The organism is Pseudonocardia sp. 73-21 (assembly GCF_001899645.1).
Classification (GTDB): Bacteria; Actinomycetota; Actinomycetes; order Mycobacteriales; family Pseudonocardiaceae; genus Pseudonocardia.
On record NZ_MKVV01000059.1, the window covers coordinates 50,715 to 66,094 of the forward strand.

Below are 15,380 nucleotides of genomic sequence, written 5' to 3' on the forward strand. Positions count from 1 at the left end.
GCGTCAGTTCCCGCCGAAGATCCCGCCGCCGCTGCTGGCCTTGCCGACGGTCAGGGTGATCTGGGTGTTGGGATCGACGGTGCTGCCACCGGGCACCGACTGGGCGATGACCTTGCCGTCGAACTGCGGGTTGTTGTTGCCGATGTCCTGGTCGGTCGTGTCGATGTTGGTGTAACCGGCCGCCCTGAGGGCCTTCTTCGCGTCGCTCTCCGACTTGGTGCGGACATCGGGTACCGGACTGCCCTGGTTGCCGTTCGAGAGCTGCAGGGTGACCGTGGAACCCTTCGCCGCCGAGCTGCCGGCCGCCGGGCTGGTGCCCAGGACCGATCCCGGCTTGCCGCCACCGTCGACGTTGGCCGTGGTGACCTGGAACCCGGCCCCCTGAAGGGTCTGCTGGGCGGTGGCCGCGTCCTGACCGGTGACATCGGGAACCTTGACGTTCGTCGGGGCCTTGCCGATGAAGATGTTCACGGCGCTGGCGCCGGCCACCGACACACCGGCATCGGGGTCCGATCGGGTGACCTTGCCGATCAGCGTGGGGTCGGTGGTCTCCTCGTCGCTCTGGGTGCCGACCTTGAGGCCGGCGTCCGTGAGCAACTTGGTGGCGTCGGCGACCGACTGCCCGGCCACCTTGGGCACGGTGACCTGCGCCGGTCCCTTGCCGATCGAGATGGTGACCTGGGAGCGCTCGGCGACCTTCGAGCCCGCCGGCGGATCCGTGGAGACGACCTGGCCGATCTGGGTGACCAGGGAGTCGACCTGCACCACGTTGGGGCGCAGCTGAGCCGAGAGGATGGCGTTGGAGGCGGCCTGGGCCGTCTGCCCGGTGACGGACGGGACCTCCACCTGGGTGGGCGCGGCCGGGCCGCTGAGCAGCTGGTAGGCGAAGAACCCGATCAGGGCGAGCACCGCGACCACGCCGGCGACGATGCCGATGGTGCGACCCGTGCGCCGCGGCGGCTCCTCGTCGTAGTAGTCGTTGTAGCCGGCCGCCGTGGGGACCGCGGCACCGTAGCGGCTGCCGTTGATCCGCCGGGTGGGGCCCGTCGGCGGCGTCATCATCGCCGTGCGCTCGTCCTCGCTCATCACGACGGGGGCCAGCGGGCTCTGGCCGCTGCGGACGCGCACGAGGTCGGTGCGCATCTCGGCCGCCGACTGGTAGCGGTTGGCCGGGTTCTTGCTCAGCGCCTTCAGTACGACGGAGTCGAGCGAGGGCGGGATGCTCGGGTTGACCTGCGACGGGGCCTTGGGCTCCTCGCGCACGTGCTGGTAGGCCACCGCCACGGGGGTGTCGCCGGTGAACGGGGGCTCGCCGGTGAGCAGCTCGTAGAGCACGCACCCGGCGGCGTAGACGTCGGAGCGGGCGTCGACGGGCTCGCCGCGCGCCTGCTCGGGGGAGAGGTACTGCGCGGTGCCGATGACGGCCGCGGTCTGCGTGACGTTCTGGCCCTCGCCGAGCGCCCGGGCGATGCCGAAGTCCATGACCTTCACCGCGCCGGCGCGGTTGATCATGATGTTGGCCGGCTTGACGTCGCGGTGGATGATCTGGTGGCGATGGCTGAAGTCCAGGGCGGCGCAGACGTCGGCCATCACCTCGATGACCTTCTGCTGCGTCATCGGCCCGGTGGACTTGACGATCTCGCGGAGCGTCTGGCCGTCGACGTACTCCATGACGATGTAGGGCAGCGGGCCCGACTCGCTCATGACCTCGCCGGTGTCGTACACGGCGACGATGGCCGGGTGGTTCAGCGCGGCGGCGTTCTGGGCCTCGCGACGGAACCGCATCTGGAACTGGGGGTCGCGGGCCAGGTCGGCGCGCAGCACCTTGACGGCGACGTCGCGGCCCAGCCGGGTGTCGAGCCCGCGGTGAACCTCGGACATGCCGCCGTAGCCGAGCACTTCGCCCAGCTCGTAGCGCTCGGACAACAGTCGGGGGGTGGTCATCGCTGCCGGTTCCTGGTGGGGTTGAGGTACTCGGACATCATGCCGGGCCGGTTAGCCCGATGGGGTGTCGGATCGACCACCCGAGCGCCGGATCGCCCGGTGCGCGGGTTCACCGGACACCACCGGTGTCGATCAACTGCGGCGGTGGGCCATGGCCCGCCACGCTACCGCTCGCCGCCCCCTGCGGTGTGCTGTCCGGCGTGGCCGCGGTGCCCCCCATGCCGCGCAGCACGAACACCGCGACCACCACCGCCGCGACGGTGAGCAGCACGAACAGGACCATCAGCGCCACCCGTCCGGTGCCGGCCGTCGGTTTCAGGCTGAGCGGCTCGGTGGGCGCTGCGGGGGGCACGGGCCGGGGTGTGGCGGGGGCCCGGGGCTTCTCGACCACCACCGCCGGAGCGGGCGGCGGCGTCACCGGGCCCAGGGCCGGGCGGGCCCGGGTGGGGGTGAACGGTCCGTCGACGGCCCCGGGTGCGGGCAGCGCCTCCCCCCGTCGGACGGCGGCGACGGCCAGCGCGAACTCACCGCCCGTCGAGTAGCGCAGCAACGGGTCCTTGACCAGCACGGCCTCGATCAGCTCGCGCACGTGGACCGGCACGGTGTCGGGCAGCGGGGGCGGCTCGTCGCGCACCTGCATCATCGCCACCGCCACGGCGTTCTCCGCGCGGAACGGCCGGTGCCCGGCGAGGCACTCGTAGCCGACGATGCCGAGCGAGTACACGTCGCCGGACGGGCCGGCCTCGGCGCCGCTGGCCTGCTCCGGCGCAATGTAGTGGGCGGTGCCCATGACCATCCCGGACCGTGTGACGGGCACGGCGTCGGCGGCCTTGGCGATGCCGAAGTCGGTGAGCTTCACCAGCCCGTCGGTGCGGACGAGGATGTTGCCGGGCTTGACGTCGCGGTGCACGAAACCGCGCTCGTGGGCGGCCTGCAGCGCCCACGCCGCCTCCTCGACGATGCGCAGCGTCTCGTCGGCGTCGATGGGGCCGCGTGCGATGAGCGTGGACAGCGGCTCGCCGCGCACGAGCTCCATGACGAGCCAGGCGGTGCGCTTGCCCCCTGCGCTGTCGTCCTCCCCGTAGTCGTGGACGTGGGCGATGCCGGAGTGGTCGAGCGACGCGACCGTGCGGGCCTCGATGCGGAAGCGGTGCAGGAACTCCTCGTCGTCGGAGAGCTCGGGGCGCAGCACCTTGACCGCGACGCTGCGGCCCAGGCGCGTGTCGGAGGCCTCCCAGACCTCGCCCATCCCGCCGACGGCGATGCGGCGGTCGAGCTGGTAGCGGTCGGCGATGCGCTGGCCGGCGGCGAGGATCGTCATCGGGCCAGCACCTTGCCGATCACCGCGCGTCCGATGGGGGCGGCGACGACGCCGCCGGTGGCCGCGAGGTTGGTGCGGTCGCCGCCGGACTCGACGAGCACGGCGACCGCCACCTGCGGATTCACCGCCGGGGCGAACGCGACGTACCAGACGTGCGGCGGGGTGTTCTTGGGGTCGGTACCGTGCTCCGCGGTGCCGGTCTTGGCCGCGATGTCCACGCCGGTGATCTTGCCGCGACCGCCGTAGGACCTCTCGTTGTTGACCATGAGGTCGGTCAGCGTCTGGGCGACGGAGCCGCTGATGGCCTGCCCGACCATGTCCGGCTGGGTGGTGTCGATGGTGTCCAGGCTCTGACTCTGAATCTCTTTCACCAGGTACGGCGCCATCATCCGGCCGCCGTTGGCGATCGTGGCGACGATCGAGGCGTTCTGCAGCGGGGTGAGCGCGACGTCGCGCTGCCCGATGGCCGACTGCTGCAGCGCCGCCGTGCTCTCGATGTCGCCGATCGTGGACGGGGCCACCGACATCGGGATCGTCTGGCCCCGGACGCCGATGCCGAACGCGGTGGCCTGGTCGCGGATGGCCTGCTCGCCGAGGTCGCCGGCGAGCTGGGCGAACGCCGTGTTGCAGGAGCGCTGCAGCGCCTCGCGGAGGGTGGCCGTGGCCGACGTGCCGCACGCGTTGCCGTTGTAGTTCTCGAGCGTGGTGGTGGTGCCGGTCAGCGTGATGTTCGGGGCGGCCGTGAGCGGGGAGTCGGGGGTGTAGCGCCCGCTGCTCAGGGCCGCGGCCGTGTCGATGAGCTTGAACGTGGAGCCGGGCGGGTAGGTCTCCTGGATCGCCCGGTTCACCAGCACCGGGGGGTCGGCCGCGGTGAACCCCGCCCACGCCTTCTTCTGCACATCGGAGTTGTGGCTGGCCAGGGGGTTCGGGTCGTAGGACGGCGTGGAGACCATCGCCAGGATCTCACCCGTGGACGGCCGGATCGCCACGACCGAGCCCGCGTAGTTCTTGCTGGTCAGCTGGTCGTAGGCCTCCTGCTGGACGGCCGGGTCGATCGTGGTGACGACGTTGCCGCCGCTCGGGTCGCGGCCCGTGACCAGGTCGGAGAGCCGGCGTCCGAACAGCCGGTCGTCGCTGCCGTTGAGCACCGAGTCCGCCGCGCGTTCCAGGCCGCTGGCGTTGTAGATCACCGAGTAGTACCCGGTGACGGGCGCGAACGCGGGTCCGTCGGGGTACTTGCGCTGGTACTGCAGGCGGTCGTCGGTGGGGGTGCTGCTGGCGAGCACCTGGCCCTCGGCGCTGATCTGGCCCCGCTTGCGCGAGTACTCGGCGAGCAGGACGCGCTGGTTGCCGGGGTTGTTGCGGTAGTCGTCGGCCTTGACCACCTGGATGTAGGTCAGGTTGGCCATCAGCAGCAGGATCATGGCCATGACGGCGATGGCGACGCGGCGGACCGGCGTGTTCACAGCCGGGGCCCGATCATGAGGGCCGCTCCACCATCTCCGTGCCCGCCTCGGCGAGGGGGACCGCGGGGGTGGCGGGGCGGCGGGGGAGCGGCGCGCGGGCGGCGTTGGACACCCGCAGCAGCAACGCGACCAGCGCGTAGTTGGCGACCAGCGACGAGCCGCCGTAGGACAGGAAGGGGAGCGTGAGGCCGGTGAGCGGGATCAGCTTGGACACCCCGCCGACGACGATGAACACCTGCAGGGCGAGCGCGAACGACAGCCCGGTGGCCAGCAGCTTGCCGAAGCTGTCGCGCACCGCCAGCGCGCTGCGCAGCCCGCGCGTGATGAGCACCAGGTAGATCACGAGGATGGCGGCCAGCCCGATCAGCCCCAGCTCCTCGCCGAGCGAGGACAGCATGAAGTCGCTGTTGGCGAACGGCACGATGTCCGGGCGGCCCGCGCCGAGCCCGGTGCCGCCGACGCCCCCGGTGCCGAGCCCGAACAGGGCCTGCACGATCTGGTAGCCGGCGCCGTTGGCGTCGGCGAAGGGATCGAGCCAGACCTGCACGCGGACCTTGACGCGGGCGAACAGCAGGTACGAGACGTAGGCGCCGACCATGAAGATCGTCAGGCCGATCACCATCCACGACACGCGCTCGGTGGCGGCGTAGAGCAGCACCAGCACGATGCCGAAGAACAGCAGTGACGTGCCGAGGTCGCTCTCCAGCACGAGCACGACGATCGACAGGCCCCAGGCCACGAGCAGCGGGGCGAGGTCGCGGGGACGGGGGAACTCCATCCCCAGGAAGCGCCGGCCCGCGGTGGTGAACAGTTCCCGCTTCTGCACGAGGAACGCCGCGAAGAACACGATCAGCAGGATCTTGGAGAACTCGCCGGGCTGGATGGAGAAGATGCCGAACCGCAGCCAGATCTTCGCGCCGTTGACCTCCGTGAGCGACGACGGCAGCAGGCCCGGCAGCGCGAGCAGGACCAGCCCGGCGAACCCCGCGGTGTAGGCGTAGCGGGCCAGGATGCGGTGGTCGCGGACGACGCCCAGCACGGCGATGAACAGCACCATGCCGATGGCGGTCCAGGCGACCTGCCGGGCCAGCGCCTCCGTGGGCGCCGGATCGCCGGCCGCGGCGGCGCTCGCGATGCCGGCGAGGTCGAGGCGGTGGATCATCACCAGGCCCAGCCCGTTGAGCAGCGCCACGCACGGCAGGATCAGCGGGTCGGCGAAGGGGGCGAACCGGCGCACCGCGAAGTGGCCGATCGTGAACAGACCGAGGTAGGCCAGGCCCACCCACAGCAGCGACGGGGTGAGCTGCTGCTCCTGGTTGGCCTCGACGAGCACCAGCGCGCCCGTGAAGATGACCGCCGAGAACGCGAGCAGGACGAGCTCGATGCTGCGTCCGGTGGGCAGGGACGGCGGAACACCCGGCCCCCGCGCGGGGGCGTGCCCGTCGGTGGCGGTGGCCATCAGCTCGCCGACCGACAGGTGATTCCCGGGGTGGGGGTCGGGGTGGGCAGCGGCGTGGACTCGACGGTGGTCACGACGGGCGCGCCGGGTGCGGGTGGCACCACCGGGACCGGTGCGGGCGTCGGGGTGGTGGCGACCGGCGTGGGGCACACCGCGAGGCGGCGGTCGCGCAGCTTGTCGACGAGGCCCCGGGCCCCCGTCAGGCCGTCGGTGGAGATGATCCCGTCCCGGACGGCGCTGCGTTCGGTCTCGGGCAGGTCCGACAGCGCGATGTCGGTCTGCTGCGACGCGCGCTGCAGCGGCACGCCGAGCACCTCGCCGCGCACGCCCTGGAAGATGGTGACCTGCTCGCCGTCGGCGCCCACGTAGTACTGCTGCAGCACCCACATCTGCGCGAGCACACCCGCGCCGCCCAGCACGACCAGCACGCCGACCACGGCCAGCGCGATGCGCAGCGGGGAGCGGCGGCGGGCCGGGGTCGCGACGACCGGCTCGACCCGCTGGGGCGCGGTGCGCGTCATCGTGGTGGCCGAGGCCCGCGCGGCGGCGGAGTCGGGCCGGGGCCCGTCGTCCTCGCCGTTGCCGACCGAGCCGCCCATGATGGGGGCGTCGTCGCCGAAGTCGATGTCGACGACGTCCGCGACGATGCAGGTGATGTTGTCGGGCCCGCCGCCGCGCAACGCCAGCTCGATCATGCGGTCGGCGCACTCGCGGGGGTCGCGGTAGCCGGCCAGGGTGTCGGCGAGGGTCTCGTCGCTCACCACGCCCGACAGGCCGTCGGAGCACAGCAGGTAGCGGTCGCCCGGGCGGGCCTCGCGGATGGTCAGCGAGGGGTCGATGTCCTGGCCGGTGATGGCGCGCAGCAGCAGCGAACGCTGCGGGTGCGTGTGCGCCTCCTCCTCGGTGATGCGGCCCTCGTCGATCAGCGACTGGACGAACGTGTCGTCCTTCGTGATCTGGCTGAAGTGCCCCTCGCGCAGCTGGTAGGCCCGCGAGTCGCCGATGTGCACCAGACCCAGCCGCGACCCGGCGAACAGGATGGCCGTGAGCGTGGTGCCCATGCCCTCGAGGTCCGGTGCCTCCGCCACGTGCCGCGTGATGGCGGCGTTGCCCTCGACGGTGGCCTCACGGAGCTCGGCGAGCAGGTCGTCACCGGGGTCGTCCTCGTCGAGCGGGGCGAGCGCGGAGATCACCAGGGACGACGCCACCTCGCCGGCGGCGTGGCCGCCCATGCCGTCCGCGAGTGCGAGCAACCGCGGACCGGCGTAGACCGCGTCCTGGTTGTTCTGGCGGACGAGCCCCCGGTCGCTGCGGGCCGAGTAGCGCAGGACCAACGTCATCGAAGCGGCTCCTGATGCAGTCGCCGGATCATGATCTGAGCTCGATCACGGTCTTGCCGATACGGACGGGCACCCCGAGGGGGACCCTGGTGGGTCCGGTGACCTTAGCCCGATCGAGATACGTGCCGTTCGTCGACCCGAGATCCTCGACGTACCACTCGTCGCCCTGCATCGCGATGCGAGCGTGCCGGGTGGAGGCGTAGTCGTCGTCGAGGACGAGGGTGGAGTCGTCGGCCCGTCCGATGAGGATCGGCCGGGCGTCCAGCGTGACGCGGGTGCCGGCCAGCGCACCCGCGGTGACGATCAGCTGGCGCGCCGTGCGGGCCCCCCCACCACGACGCGGCGCGCCCCGTCCTCCCGGCACCAGCGCCCGCAGCCCGGACGCGGCGTAGAGGTCGGAGCGGACCACCCGTAGAGCGACCAGCACGAACAGCCAGAGCAGGGCAAGAAAGCCCGCCCTGGTCAGCTGCAGCACCAACTCCGGCACTACCGACGGACCCCGTTCTCCTCGTTCGCCTCGTCCTTACTGGGTGCGGAAGACCAGGCTCGAGTGCCCGACGCGGATGACGTCGCCGTCGTTGAGCTGCCAGGTCTGCACCGGGTTGCCGTTGACGGTGGTGCCGTTGGTGGACCCGAGGTCGGACAGGGTGGCCGACTGGCCGTCCCAGCTGATCTCCAGGTGCCGGCGCGACACACCGGTGTCGGGCAGGCGGAACGCCGAGTCCTGGCCGCGTCCGATGACGTGGGTGCCCTGCGTGAGGTCGTAGGTGCGACCGGAGCCGTCGTCGAGGCTCAGCGAGGCGCTGACGCCCTGGCCGTAGCCGCCGTAGCCGCCACCCTGCTGGTAGCCCTGCTGGTCGTAGCCGGCGTCGTAGCCCTGCTCGTAGGGCTGCTGGTAGCCGCCCTGCTGGGGGTAGCCGCCGGGCTGCTGGTAGCCGCCCTGCTGGTAGCCCTGCTGGTCGTAACCGGGCTGCTGGTAACCGGGCTGGCCGTAGCCCTGCTCGTAACCGCCCTGCTGGGGGTAGCCACCCTGCTGCGGCTGGCCGTAGCCCTGCTCGTAACCGGGCTGGCCCTGCTGCGGGTAGCCACCCTGCTGCGGGTAGCCGCCCTGCTGGGGCTGCTGACCGTAGCCGCCCTGCTCGTAGCCCGGCTGGCCCGGCTGGGGGTAGCCGCCCTGCGGGGGGTACCCGCCCTGGGGGTAGCCGCCCGGCGGGGGCTGCTCGGCGTTGGCGTCGTACCCCCCCTGGCGCTGGTCGTAGGCGGGAGGGGCGTAGGTCTGCTGACCGTATCCGGGGGCACCACGGTCGTAGCCGTACTGCCCGTTCTCCTCGGGGTGGCCCGGTTGCTGGCTCATGGGTTGCTCTCCTGCGTCGCGTGCTCGGATGGCGTCCCGGCGGGAAGCGTCGGGATCCACGGACGAGCGGGTGCGGAACTGTCCCGTGTGCAGCGCGTCGGAGCGCTCCAGAAAGACTACGACCTCGCCGTAGGTGTCCCATCCCTGGTCGGCGAGTTCTTCGGTGACGGATGCGGAGAGCGAGTCGACGATCTGCGCTCTGTCACCGGCCATGCGTCCGAGATCGGACGGGCTGAGCAGTACGACGAAGCGGTTGGGCGCCAGTATGCGTCCGCCCGCAAGCTGCTCGATGTGGTCCTCGGCTTCCCTGACCAGTGCCTGAACGACTTCCTGGGGAACGACACTGCCACCGAAAACCCGCGCGAAGGCGTCGCCCACCATCCCCTGGAGACGGCGCTCGAACCTGTCGACGCGGCCCAACCGATCTTCCTCCGTTCGCATCGGCGTGTTGCTGACAGGGTGAATCGTATCTGTGCTACCTCCCGCCGTGTCGTCCCCCGGGCGGGGCCCTGCGAAACGGGCTCCGGGGCCCGTGCTAGCTTTCCTCCTGCCAGGGCGAGTGGCGGAATGGCAGACGCGCACGGTTCAGGTCCGTGTGTCCGAAAGGACGTGAGGGTTCAACTCCCTCCTCGCCCACAAGATCTCTCAGTGCTCACCTCCGTACGACCGCAGGGCGGTCCGGATGGTCCGACATCACCAGCAGGTCCACCCCGTCGGCGGGGCGGCGCTCTCTGTCGTAGCGGGCGTGGGCCGGCAAGGTCCACTGTGCACTCCCCGGCAGCGTTCTCGCCAGTGCCGCGGCGCTCATCCTCAGGTGGATCTCCAGCTCCGCGGGCAGGCCGCGGCCCAGCAGCAGCGCCCCGTGCAGCAGGACCACCCCGTCGTCGGACAGCTGCGTGTAGTCGTCGCGGAACGCGCGGTCCGTCCGCGCGTCCCACAGACGCGGAAGGACCCGGCCGGTCCCACCGGGACCGGCCGGGTCCAGCACCTCGCGGCGCAGGCCGCCCTGGTCGAGCCAGCCGTCGAGCAGTTCGTCGGGATCCTCGCGGCCGTACTCCAACCGGACGGACGCGGGGCGCAGGTAGTCCCCGGCGTCGATCACGACCCCGCCGCGCCCCCGTGCCCGCAGTTCGGCGAGGACGCCGTGCGCCAGGACGTCGGGTCGCGTCGGTGAAGGGCCGTCGACGACGACGCGCAGGCGCCCCGGGCGCGCGAGAACGAGTGCGACGACCTCGGAGACGAGGCCGCCAGGACTGACGGGAGTGACGAGCACGGGGCCGATGGTCCCCTTCCGCAGCGGTCAGTGCAGACCCGGTGGTCACCGTGCAGACGTCATGCCCCCTGCGCGGAGACCTCGAGGTCGGCACGGTCCGCCACGAGAGCCCCGCTCGCGTCGAGGATCTCCATGCGCGTCACCGTCGGTTCGCCCTGCGGGCGGGATCCGCCGAAGGCCCGGTCCACCGCCGGGTGGATGCGCTCGTCGAAGGCGCGGGCGCAGTGCTCCCGCGACTCCCAGATGTCGATGTAGCGCAGCCCGCCCTCCGGGGTGCGGACACACAGGTGCAGCAGGGAGCCCTCCAGGGGCTCCGGGCCGAGCTCGTCGACGATCCGCCGGTAGAGCTCGGGGCCGATCGGGACGTCCTGGGTGAAGGCGTAGACCATCGTGGGCTCCTATATTCGGTCCGAACTACTTTCGGACGAATACCGGTAGAGTGACGGTGGTGACCGACGACGTCAAGACCCGGCGCGGCTACCACGCGCCGCAGCGCACGGAGCAGGCCGCGGCCACCCGCCGCGCCGTGCTCGACGCGGCCCGCGAGCTGTTCACCACGCGCGGCTACGCGGCCACCACGGTGGCCCAGCTGGCGGAGCGGGCGGGCGTCGCCGTGGACACGCTCTACGCCGCCGTCGGCCGCAAGCCCGCGATCCTGCGTGAGCTGGTGGAGACCGCGATCTCCGGCACGGACGACGCCGTGCCGGCCGGGCAGCGCGACTACGTGCGGGCCATGCTCGCGGCGCCCACGGCGGCCGCGAAGATCGACATCTACGCGTCCGCGCTCGCGGCGATGGGGCCGCGCACCGCCCCGATCTTCCACGCCCTGCGCGACGCCGCCGTCCGGGACACCGCCTGCGCCGAGCTGCACGCCGAGATCACCGGGCGGCGCGCGGCGAACATGCGGCGCTTCGCCGCCGACCTGCGGGCCGCGGGAGGGGTGCGCGCCGACCTCACCGACGACGACGTGGCCGACATCGTCTGGGCCATGAACTCCACCGACTACTACCGGCTGCTCGTCCACGACCGGGGATGGACGCCGGAGCGGTTCGGCGTCCATCTCGCCGACGCGTGGTGCCGGATGCTGCTGGCCTGACCTACTGCCGGTACCCCTCCACGACGGTGGCCGGGCGCTCCTGGGCCGTGTCGGGGTCGTAGCCGGCGTCGCGGCGGGCCGCGCGCTGGCGCAGGAGGTCCCAGTAGCGGTCGAGCTGCACGCCGAGGTCGTCCAGGCGGGCCTTCTCCGCGTCGGACAGGCCCTGGCCCACGTGGGCGCGCTCCAGTTGGTGCTCCTCGGTGACCAGCTCGTTGATGTGCTCGTGGATCCGTGCGTCGTCCATGGTGGAACTCCGTCCCAAAGATGGGTGTTGTCGGGGACCGGTCTACCCGACACTGGACCCCGTGACACCGGAGCGCGCGGTCGGCTCCTCGATCACCCGGGCGTTGCGGGTCGTCGAGGCGGTCGCGGCTGCCGGTGACGGGGTCACCGCGAAGGCCATCGCGCGGCGGCTGCAGTGCCCGTTGCCCACGGTCTACCGGGCGCTGGGCACCCTCGTCGAGGAGGGCTACCTCGTCCGGCTGCACGACCTCCGCGGCTACGGGCTGGGCTACCGGGTCGCCGAGCTGCACCGCAGCCTCACCGAGCAGATGCGCCCGCCGGCCGCGGTCCGCGGGGTGCTGCGGGACCTGCACACCGATGCGGCCGCGGCCGCCCACCTCGTGGCGTTCCGCGACGTGGAGCTCGTGGTGGCCCACGTCGACGACTGCACCGACCACCCCCGCCCCGACACCCTGCGCGTCGGCGAGCCCACGGCGGCACACGCCACCGCGGCCGGGAAGGTGATGCTGGCCGGGCTGCGGCCCGCGCGCCTGTCGGAGCTGCTCGCCCGCACCGGCCTGCCCCAGCTCGCCCCGCACACGGTCGGCGACCGCCGCACGCTCGACCGCGAGCTCATGCGGATCCGCTCCGACGGCGCGGCCGTCGAGGTCGAGGAGTACGAGCCGGGACTGGCGGGGGTGGCGGCGCCCGTGCACGGCGCGGACGGCGAGCTGCTCGGCGCGCTCGGGGTGTCGGTCACGCGTGCGGTGTTCTCCGAACGGCGCTGGCAGCTCGAGCGCGCGGTCCGTGCGGCGGCCACCCGCGCCGGCCGCCTGCGCGAGACGGAGGACTGGCGCTCGGCGGGTGCGCGCCCCTGAATTCCCGCGAGTCGGCGGATTCCCGCCCGCGAGTCGGCGGTTTCGAGAGGGCGAGTCGGCGCGTTCTGTCGAGCACCTTTCCGGATGCCGGAAGCGCGCTCCGCCCGTCGACCGGCCCGGCGCTAGGTTGCGACCCATGCATCGACGCACCGAGCCGCCCTTCCGCGCCGACCACGTCGGGAGCCTGCTGCGCCCGCAGGCCCTCCTCGACGCCCGCGAGCGGCACGCCGCCGGCACCCTCGACGCCGACGGGCTGCGCGCCGCCGAGGACGCCGCGATCCGCGACGTCGTGGCGCTGCAGGCCGAGGCCGGGCTGCAGTCGGCCACGGACGGCGAGTTCCGCCGCACGTCGTGGCACATGGACTTCATCTACCAGCTCGGCGGGATCACCAAGACCGACCAGAAGATCCAGGTGAAGATGCGCAACGCCTCCGGCGAGGGCGCGTTCACCTCGGCCGGGATGGCCGTCACCGACAGGATCCGGCTGGAGCAGCCGATCTTCGCCGACGCGTTCACGTTCCTGGCGGAGCAGGTGGAAGGGGCCACGCCGAAGCTGACCATCCCGTCGCCGAGCATGGTCTACGCCCGCGGCGGCCGGGCGACGATCGACCAGACCGTCTACCCGGACGTCGAGGACTTCTGGACCGACCTCTCGGCCGCCTACGCCGACGAGGTGCAGGCGCTCTACGGGCTGGGCTGCCGCTACCTGCAGTTCGACGACACCGCGCTCGCGTACCTCAACGACCCCGCGCACCGCGCCGAGCTCGCCGCCAAGGGTGACGACCCGGAGACCCAGCACCTGCGCTACATCAGGCAGATCAACGCGGCGATCGCGGACCGGGGTGGGCGGGACGGTGACTCGGCCATGAACGTCACCATCCACATGTGCCGGGGCAACTACCGCTCGTCCTGGGCCGCGGAGGGGGGCTACGACCACGTCGCCGAGGCCCTGTTCGGTGAGCTCGCCGTCGACGGTTTCTTCTGCGAGTTCGACGACGAGCGCTCCGGCGGGTTCGAGCCGCTGCGCTTCGTGCCGCCGGGCAAGCAGGTGGTGCTCGGGCTCGTCACCACGAAGACGGGGGCCCTCGAGGACGCCGACGCGCTCAAGCGACGCATCGAGGAGGCCTCCGAGTTCGTGCCGCTCGACCAGCTCTGCCTCTCCCCGCAGTGCGGGTTCTCGTCCACGGTGGAGGGCAACGCGCTCACGATCGACGAGCAGAAGGCGAAGCTGGCCCTGATCGTCGAGGTGGCGGACGACGTCTGGGGATAGGTTCTCGGTCATGGCTGACGACGGTCCGGACGGATGGGGCGCGCCGCTGCACGCGCGGGTGCTCGAGCTGGCCGGCGTCGCCGCCGGCACCACGCTGCTGGACCTCGGGTGCGGGCCGGGGCTCTTCGCGCGCGCGGCCGTCGACCGGGGTGCCGTCGTCACCGGTGTCGACGTGAACCCGGCCGTGGTCGCGGCGGCGGAACGCGCGGTGCCGGAGGGCCGGTTCCGCGTCGGTGACGCCGAGGAGCCGCCGCCCGGCCCGTTCGACGTGGTGACGGGGGTGCAGCTGCTGCAGCACGTCTCCAGCCCACTGGCCGTGCTGCGCGGGGCGGGCGCGATCGGTGGCACGGTCGTGGTGACGGTGTGGGGGCGCGAGAGCGAGTGCGACATCGGCGCGTTCGGTGAGGTGCTCGGCCGCTGGCTCCCGCCCCGGCCCACGCCGCCCGGCCCCCCGCCGGTCACCGACCCCGACCGGTTGGTCTCGCTCGCCCGCACGGCCGGTCTCGACGTCGTGCAGCTGGACGAGGTGCTCTGCCCCTTCACCTACCCCGACGCCGACGAGCTGGTGGGCCCCCTGTTCGAGACGGGCATGGGCCGGGCGGCGATGAACCGCGCCGGTCCCGGAGCGGTCCGTGAGGCGGTCCTGGAGCGCCTGGAGGAACGGAGGCAGCCGGACGGCAGTTATGTCCTGCAGAACCTGTTCCGCGTCCTCCTGGCCACCCCGACGAACGGCACTGTCGTCGCCTAGGTTCCGACGAACGCCACGTTCGTCAGCAGTGGAGGGCGTCCGCCAGCTCCTCCAGGGAGCGCACGTTCAGGTCCGCCTCCGGGTCCTTCTCCGGGCCGCCGTGCGTGCCGAACTCCGTGGGGCGGTGGACGTAGGCCGTGCGCAGACCGCGGGCGCGGGCCGCCGCCAGGTCGTCGACGTGGGCCGCCACCATCAGCACCCGCTCCGGCGTCGCCCCGAGCAGGCGGACGGCGCCGTCGTAGGCCTCGGGATCGGGCTTGTAGTGGCCGAACAGCTCCGCCGAGAGCACCGCGTCCCATGGCAGGCCGCCGTGCTTGGCCATGTCGACCAGCAGCGCGACGTTGCCGTTGGACAGGCTCGCGATCACGTGGCGGGCCTTGAGCCGCGTGAGGCCGGCGACCGAGTCGGGCCACGGGTCGAGCCGGTGCCAGGCGAGCACCAGCTCGTGGCGGGTGGCCTCGTCGGCGTCGCCCGCCCCGAAGCCGGGCAGCAGCTCGTCGAGGGACGCGCGGTGGAGCGCGTCGAGGCCGGTCCAGCCGATCTCACCGCGGCGTACCCGCTCCATCGACGGCAGGTAGGCGCCGCGCCAGGCGTCGGCCAGTGCGGGAGCGTCCACCGCGGGGCCCAGCAGGCGGGCCGCCTCGGCCGCGACGCCGGAGCGCCAGTCGACCACGGTGCCGAAGACGTCGAACACGAGCGCGCGGACCTCGATCACGCCGGTGAACATAGCTGTAGGCGGGCACCCCGAGGGGCACCCGCCTACAGCCGGAGCTACTTCGCGACCGGGTAGCGCTTCTCCAGCAGGCTCTTGCAGAACTCGCCGTTCGTCTCGATCCCGACGCGCTGCAACCGGGCCCGTCGCAGGTGCAGGGGCACCTGGCCGGGCGTGATCCGGTTGCCCTCGGCGTCGATCAGCAGCGGCGCGCTGTCATCGGAGGCGAGCCCGAGGGCCGCCCGGCGCTCCCGCATCCGGACCAGGTCCGAGGACGGGGGCACCTCACCGAGGTTC

At 72.4% G+C, this 15,380-nt stretch carries 15 protein-coding genes, 1 tRNA gene and 1 pseudogene; 5 read left to right on the forward strand and 12 right to left on the reverse strand.

The genetic code is table 11. The features are described 5' to 3' along the window. Positions 1-3: 3 nt before the first annotated feature. The 7 genes from pknB to BGP03_RS19475 form a co-directional block, all read right to left on the reverse strand. Entirely contained in the window at positions 4-1,944 is a 1,941-nt protein-coding gene (gene pknB / locus BGP03_RS19445) for a Stk1 family PASTA domain-containing Ser/Thr kinase (RefSeq protein ID WP_298799789.1), read from the reverse strand. Between the two features lie 109 nt (positions 1,945-2,053). After that, the gene (locus tag BGP03_RS19450) at positions 2,054-3,259 is read right to left on the reverse strand and encodes a serine/threonine-protein kinase (protein ID WP_298799811.1); all 1,206 of its coding nucleotides are present in this window, start codon (positions 3,257-3,259) and stop codon (positions 2,054-2,056) included. 2 nt (positions 3,260-3,261) lie between these two features. Further along, entirely contained in the window at positions 3,262-4,731 is a 1,470-nt protein-coding gene (locus tag BGP03_RS19455; RefSeq protein WP_296375381.1) for a penicillin-binding protein 2, read from the reverse strand. A 13-nt stretch (positions 4,732-4,744) separates the two neighbouring features. Continuing rightward, positions 4,745-6,190, reverse strand: coding sequence for an FtsW/RodA/SpoVE family cell cycle protein (locus BGP03_RS19460; RefSeq protein WP_296375383.1), 1,446 nt, complete (start codon positions 6,188-6,190; stop codon positions 4,745-4,747). Continuing rightward, positions 6,190-7,530 (reverse strand): PP2C family serine/threonine-protein phosphatase, encoded by a 1,341-nt coding sequence (locus BGP03_RS19465; protein ID WP_296375385.1) that lies wholly within the window; start codon positions 7,528-7,530, stop codon positions 6,190-6,192. Before BGP03_RS19465 ends, BGP03_RS19460 begins: the two co-directional genes overlap by 1 nt. 28 nt (positions 7,531-7,558) lie before the next feature. Further along, a complete protein-coding gene (locus tag BGP03_RS19470) occupies positions 7,559-8,017 on the reverse strand; it encodes an FHA domain-containing protein (protein WP_296375387.1) in 459 nt (152 codons plus the stop codon). Between the two features lie 36 nt (positions 8,018-8,053). Then, complete coding sequence (locus tag BGP03_RS19475) at positions 8,054-9,304, reverse strand: DUF3662 and FHA domain-containing protein (protein WP_296375389.1); 1,251 nt, start codon at positions 9,302-9,304, stop codon at positions 8,054-8,056. Positions 9,305-9,437: 133 nt separating this feature from the next. Here BGP03_RS19475 and BGP03_RS19480 point away from each other — a divergent pair. After that, a tRNA-Leu gene (locus tag BGP03_RS19480) sits at positions 9,438-9,520 on the forward strand. A 16-nt stretch (positions 9,521-9,536) separates the two neighbouring features. Here BGP03_RS19480 and BGP03_RS19485 read toward each other — a convergent pair. Next, positions 9,537-10,157, reverse strand: a complete 621-nt coding sequence (locus BGP03_RS19485) for a uridine kinase (protein WP_298799787.1) — start codon at positions 10,155-10,157, stop codon at positions 9,537-9,539. A 59-nt stretch (positions 10,158-10,216) separates the two neighbouring features. Next, on the reverse strand, positions 10,217-10,546 hold the full coding sequence (locus tag BGP03_RS19490; RefSeq protein WP_296375393.1) for a hypothetical protein: 330 nt from the start codon (positions 10,544-10,546) through the stop codon (positions 10,217-10,219). 59 nt (positions 10,547-10,605) lie between these two features. Here BGP03_RS19490 and BGP03_RS19495 point away from each other — a divergent pair, with 59 nt between their 5' ends. After that, on the forward strand, positions 10,606-11,253 hold the full coding sequence (locus tag BGP03_RS19495; RefSeq protein WP_298799786.1) for a TetR/AcrR family transcriptional regulator: 648 nt from the start codon (positions 10,606-10,608) through the stop codon (positions 11,251-11,253). A gap of 1 nt (position 11,254) precedes the next feature. On the opposite strand, the gene BGP03_RS19500 is transcribed toward BGP03_RS19495, so the two are convergent. Beyond that, complete coding sequence (locus tag BGP03_RS19500) at positions 11,255-11,497, reverse strand: DUF2630 family protein (RefSeq protein WP_296375397.1); 243 nt, start codon at positions 11,495-11,497, stop codon at positions 11,255-11,257. 61 nt (positions 11,498-11,558) lie between these two features. Here BGP03_RS19500 and BGP03_RS19505 point away from each other — a divergent pair, with 61 nt between their 5' ends. From BGP03_RS19505 to BGP03_RS19515, 3 genes are all read left to right on the forward strand, one after another. After that, complete coding sequence (locus BGP03_RS19505) at positions 11,559-12,353, forward strand: IclR family transcriptional regulator (RefSeq protein WP_298799785.1); 795 nt, start codon at positions 11,559-11,561, stop codon at positions 12,351-12,353. 136 nt (positions 12,354-12,489) lie between these two features. Further along, positions 12,490-13,623 carry a 5-methyltetrahydropteroyltriglutamate--homocysteine S-methyltransferase gene (locus BGP03_RS19510; protein WP_296375401.1) on the forward strand — a complete coding sequence of 378 codons (1,134 nt, stop codon included), beginning with the start codon at positions 12,490-12,492 and terminating at the stop codon, positions 13,621-13,623. A 10-nt stretch (positions 13,624-13,633) separates the two neighbouring features. Next, entirely contained in the window at positions 13,634-14,371 is a 738-nt protein-coding gene (locus BGP03_RS19515; RefSeq protein WP_296375403.1) for a class I SAM-dependent methyltransferase, read from the forward strand. A gap of 22 nt (positions 14,372-14,393) precedes the next feature. Here BGP03_RS19515 and BGP03_RS19520 read toward each other — a convergent pair whose 3' ends face one another. Together BGP03_RS19520 and BGP03_RS19525 are read right to left on the reverse strand one after the other, a co-directional pair. Further along, positions 14,394-15,086, reverse strand: coding sequence for a haloacid dehalogenase type II (locus tag BGP03_RS19520; RefSeq protein WP_296375404.1), 693 nt, complete (start codon positions 15,084-15,086; stop codon positions 14,394-14,396). 56 nt (positions 15,087-15,142) lie between these two features. After that, positions 15,143-15,380 (reverse strand): annotated as a pseudogene (locus tag BGP03_RS19525) (metal-sulfur cluster biosynthetic enzyme); the annotation flags it as partial.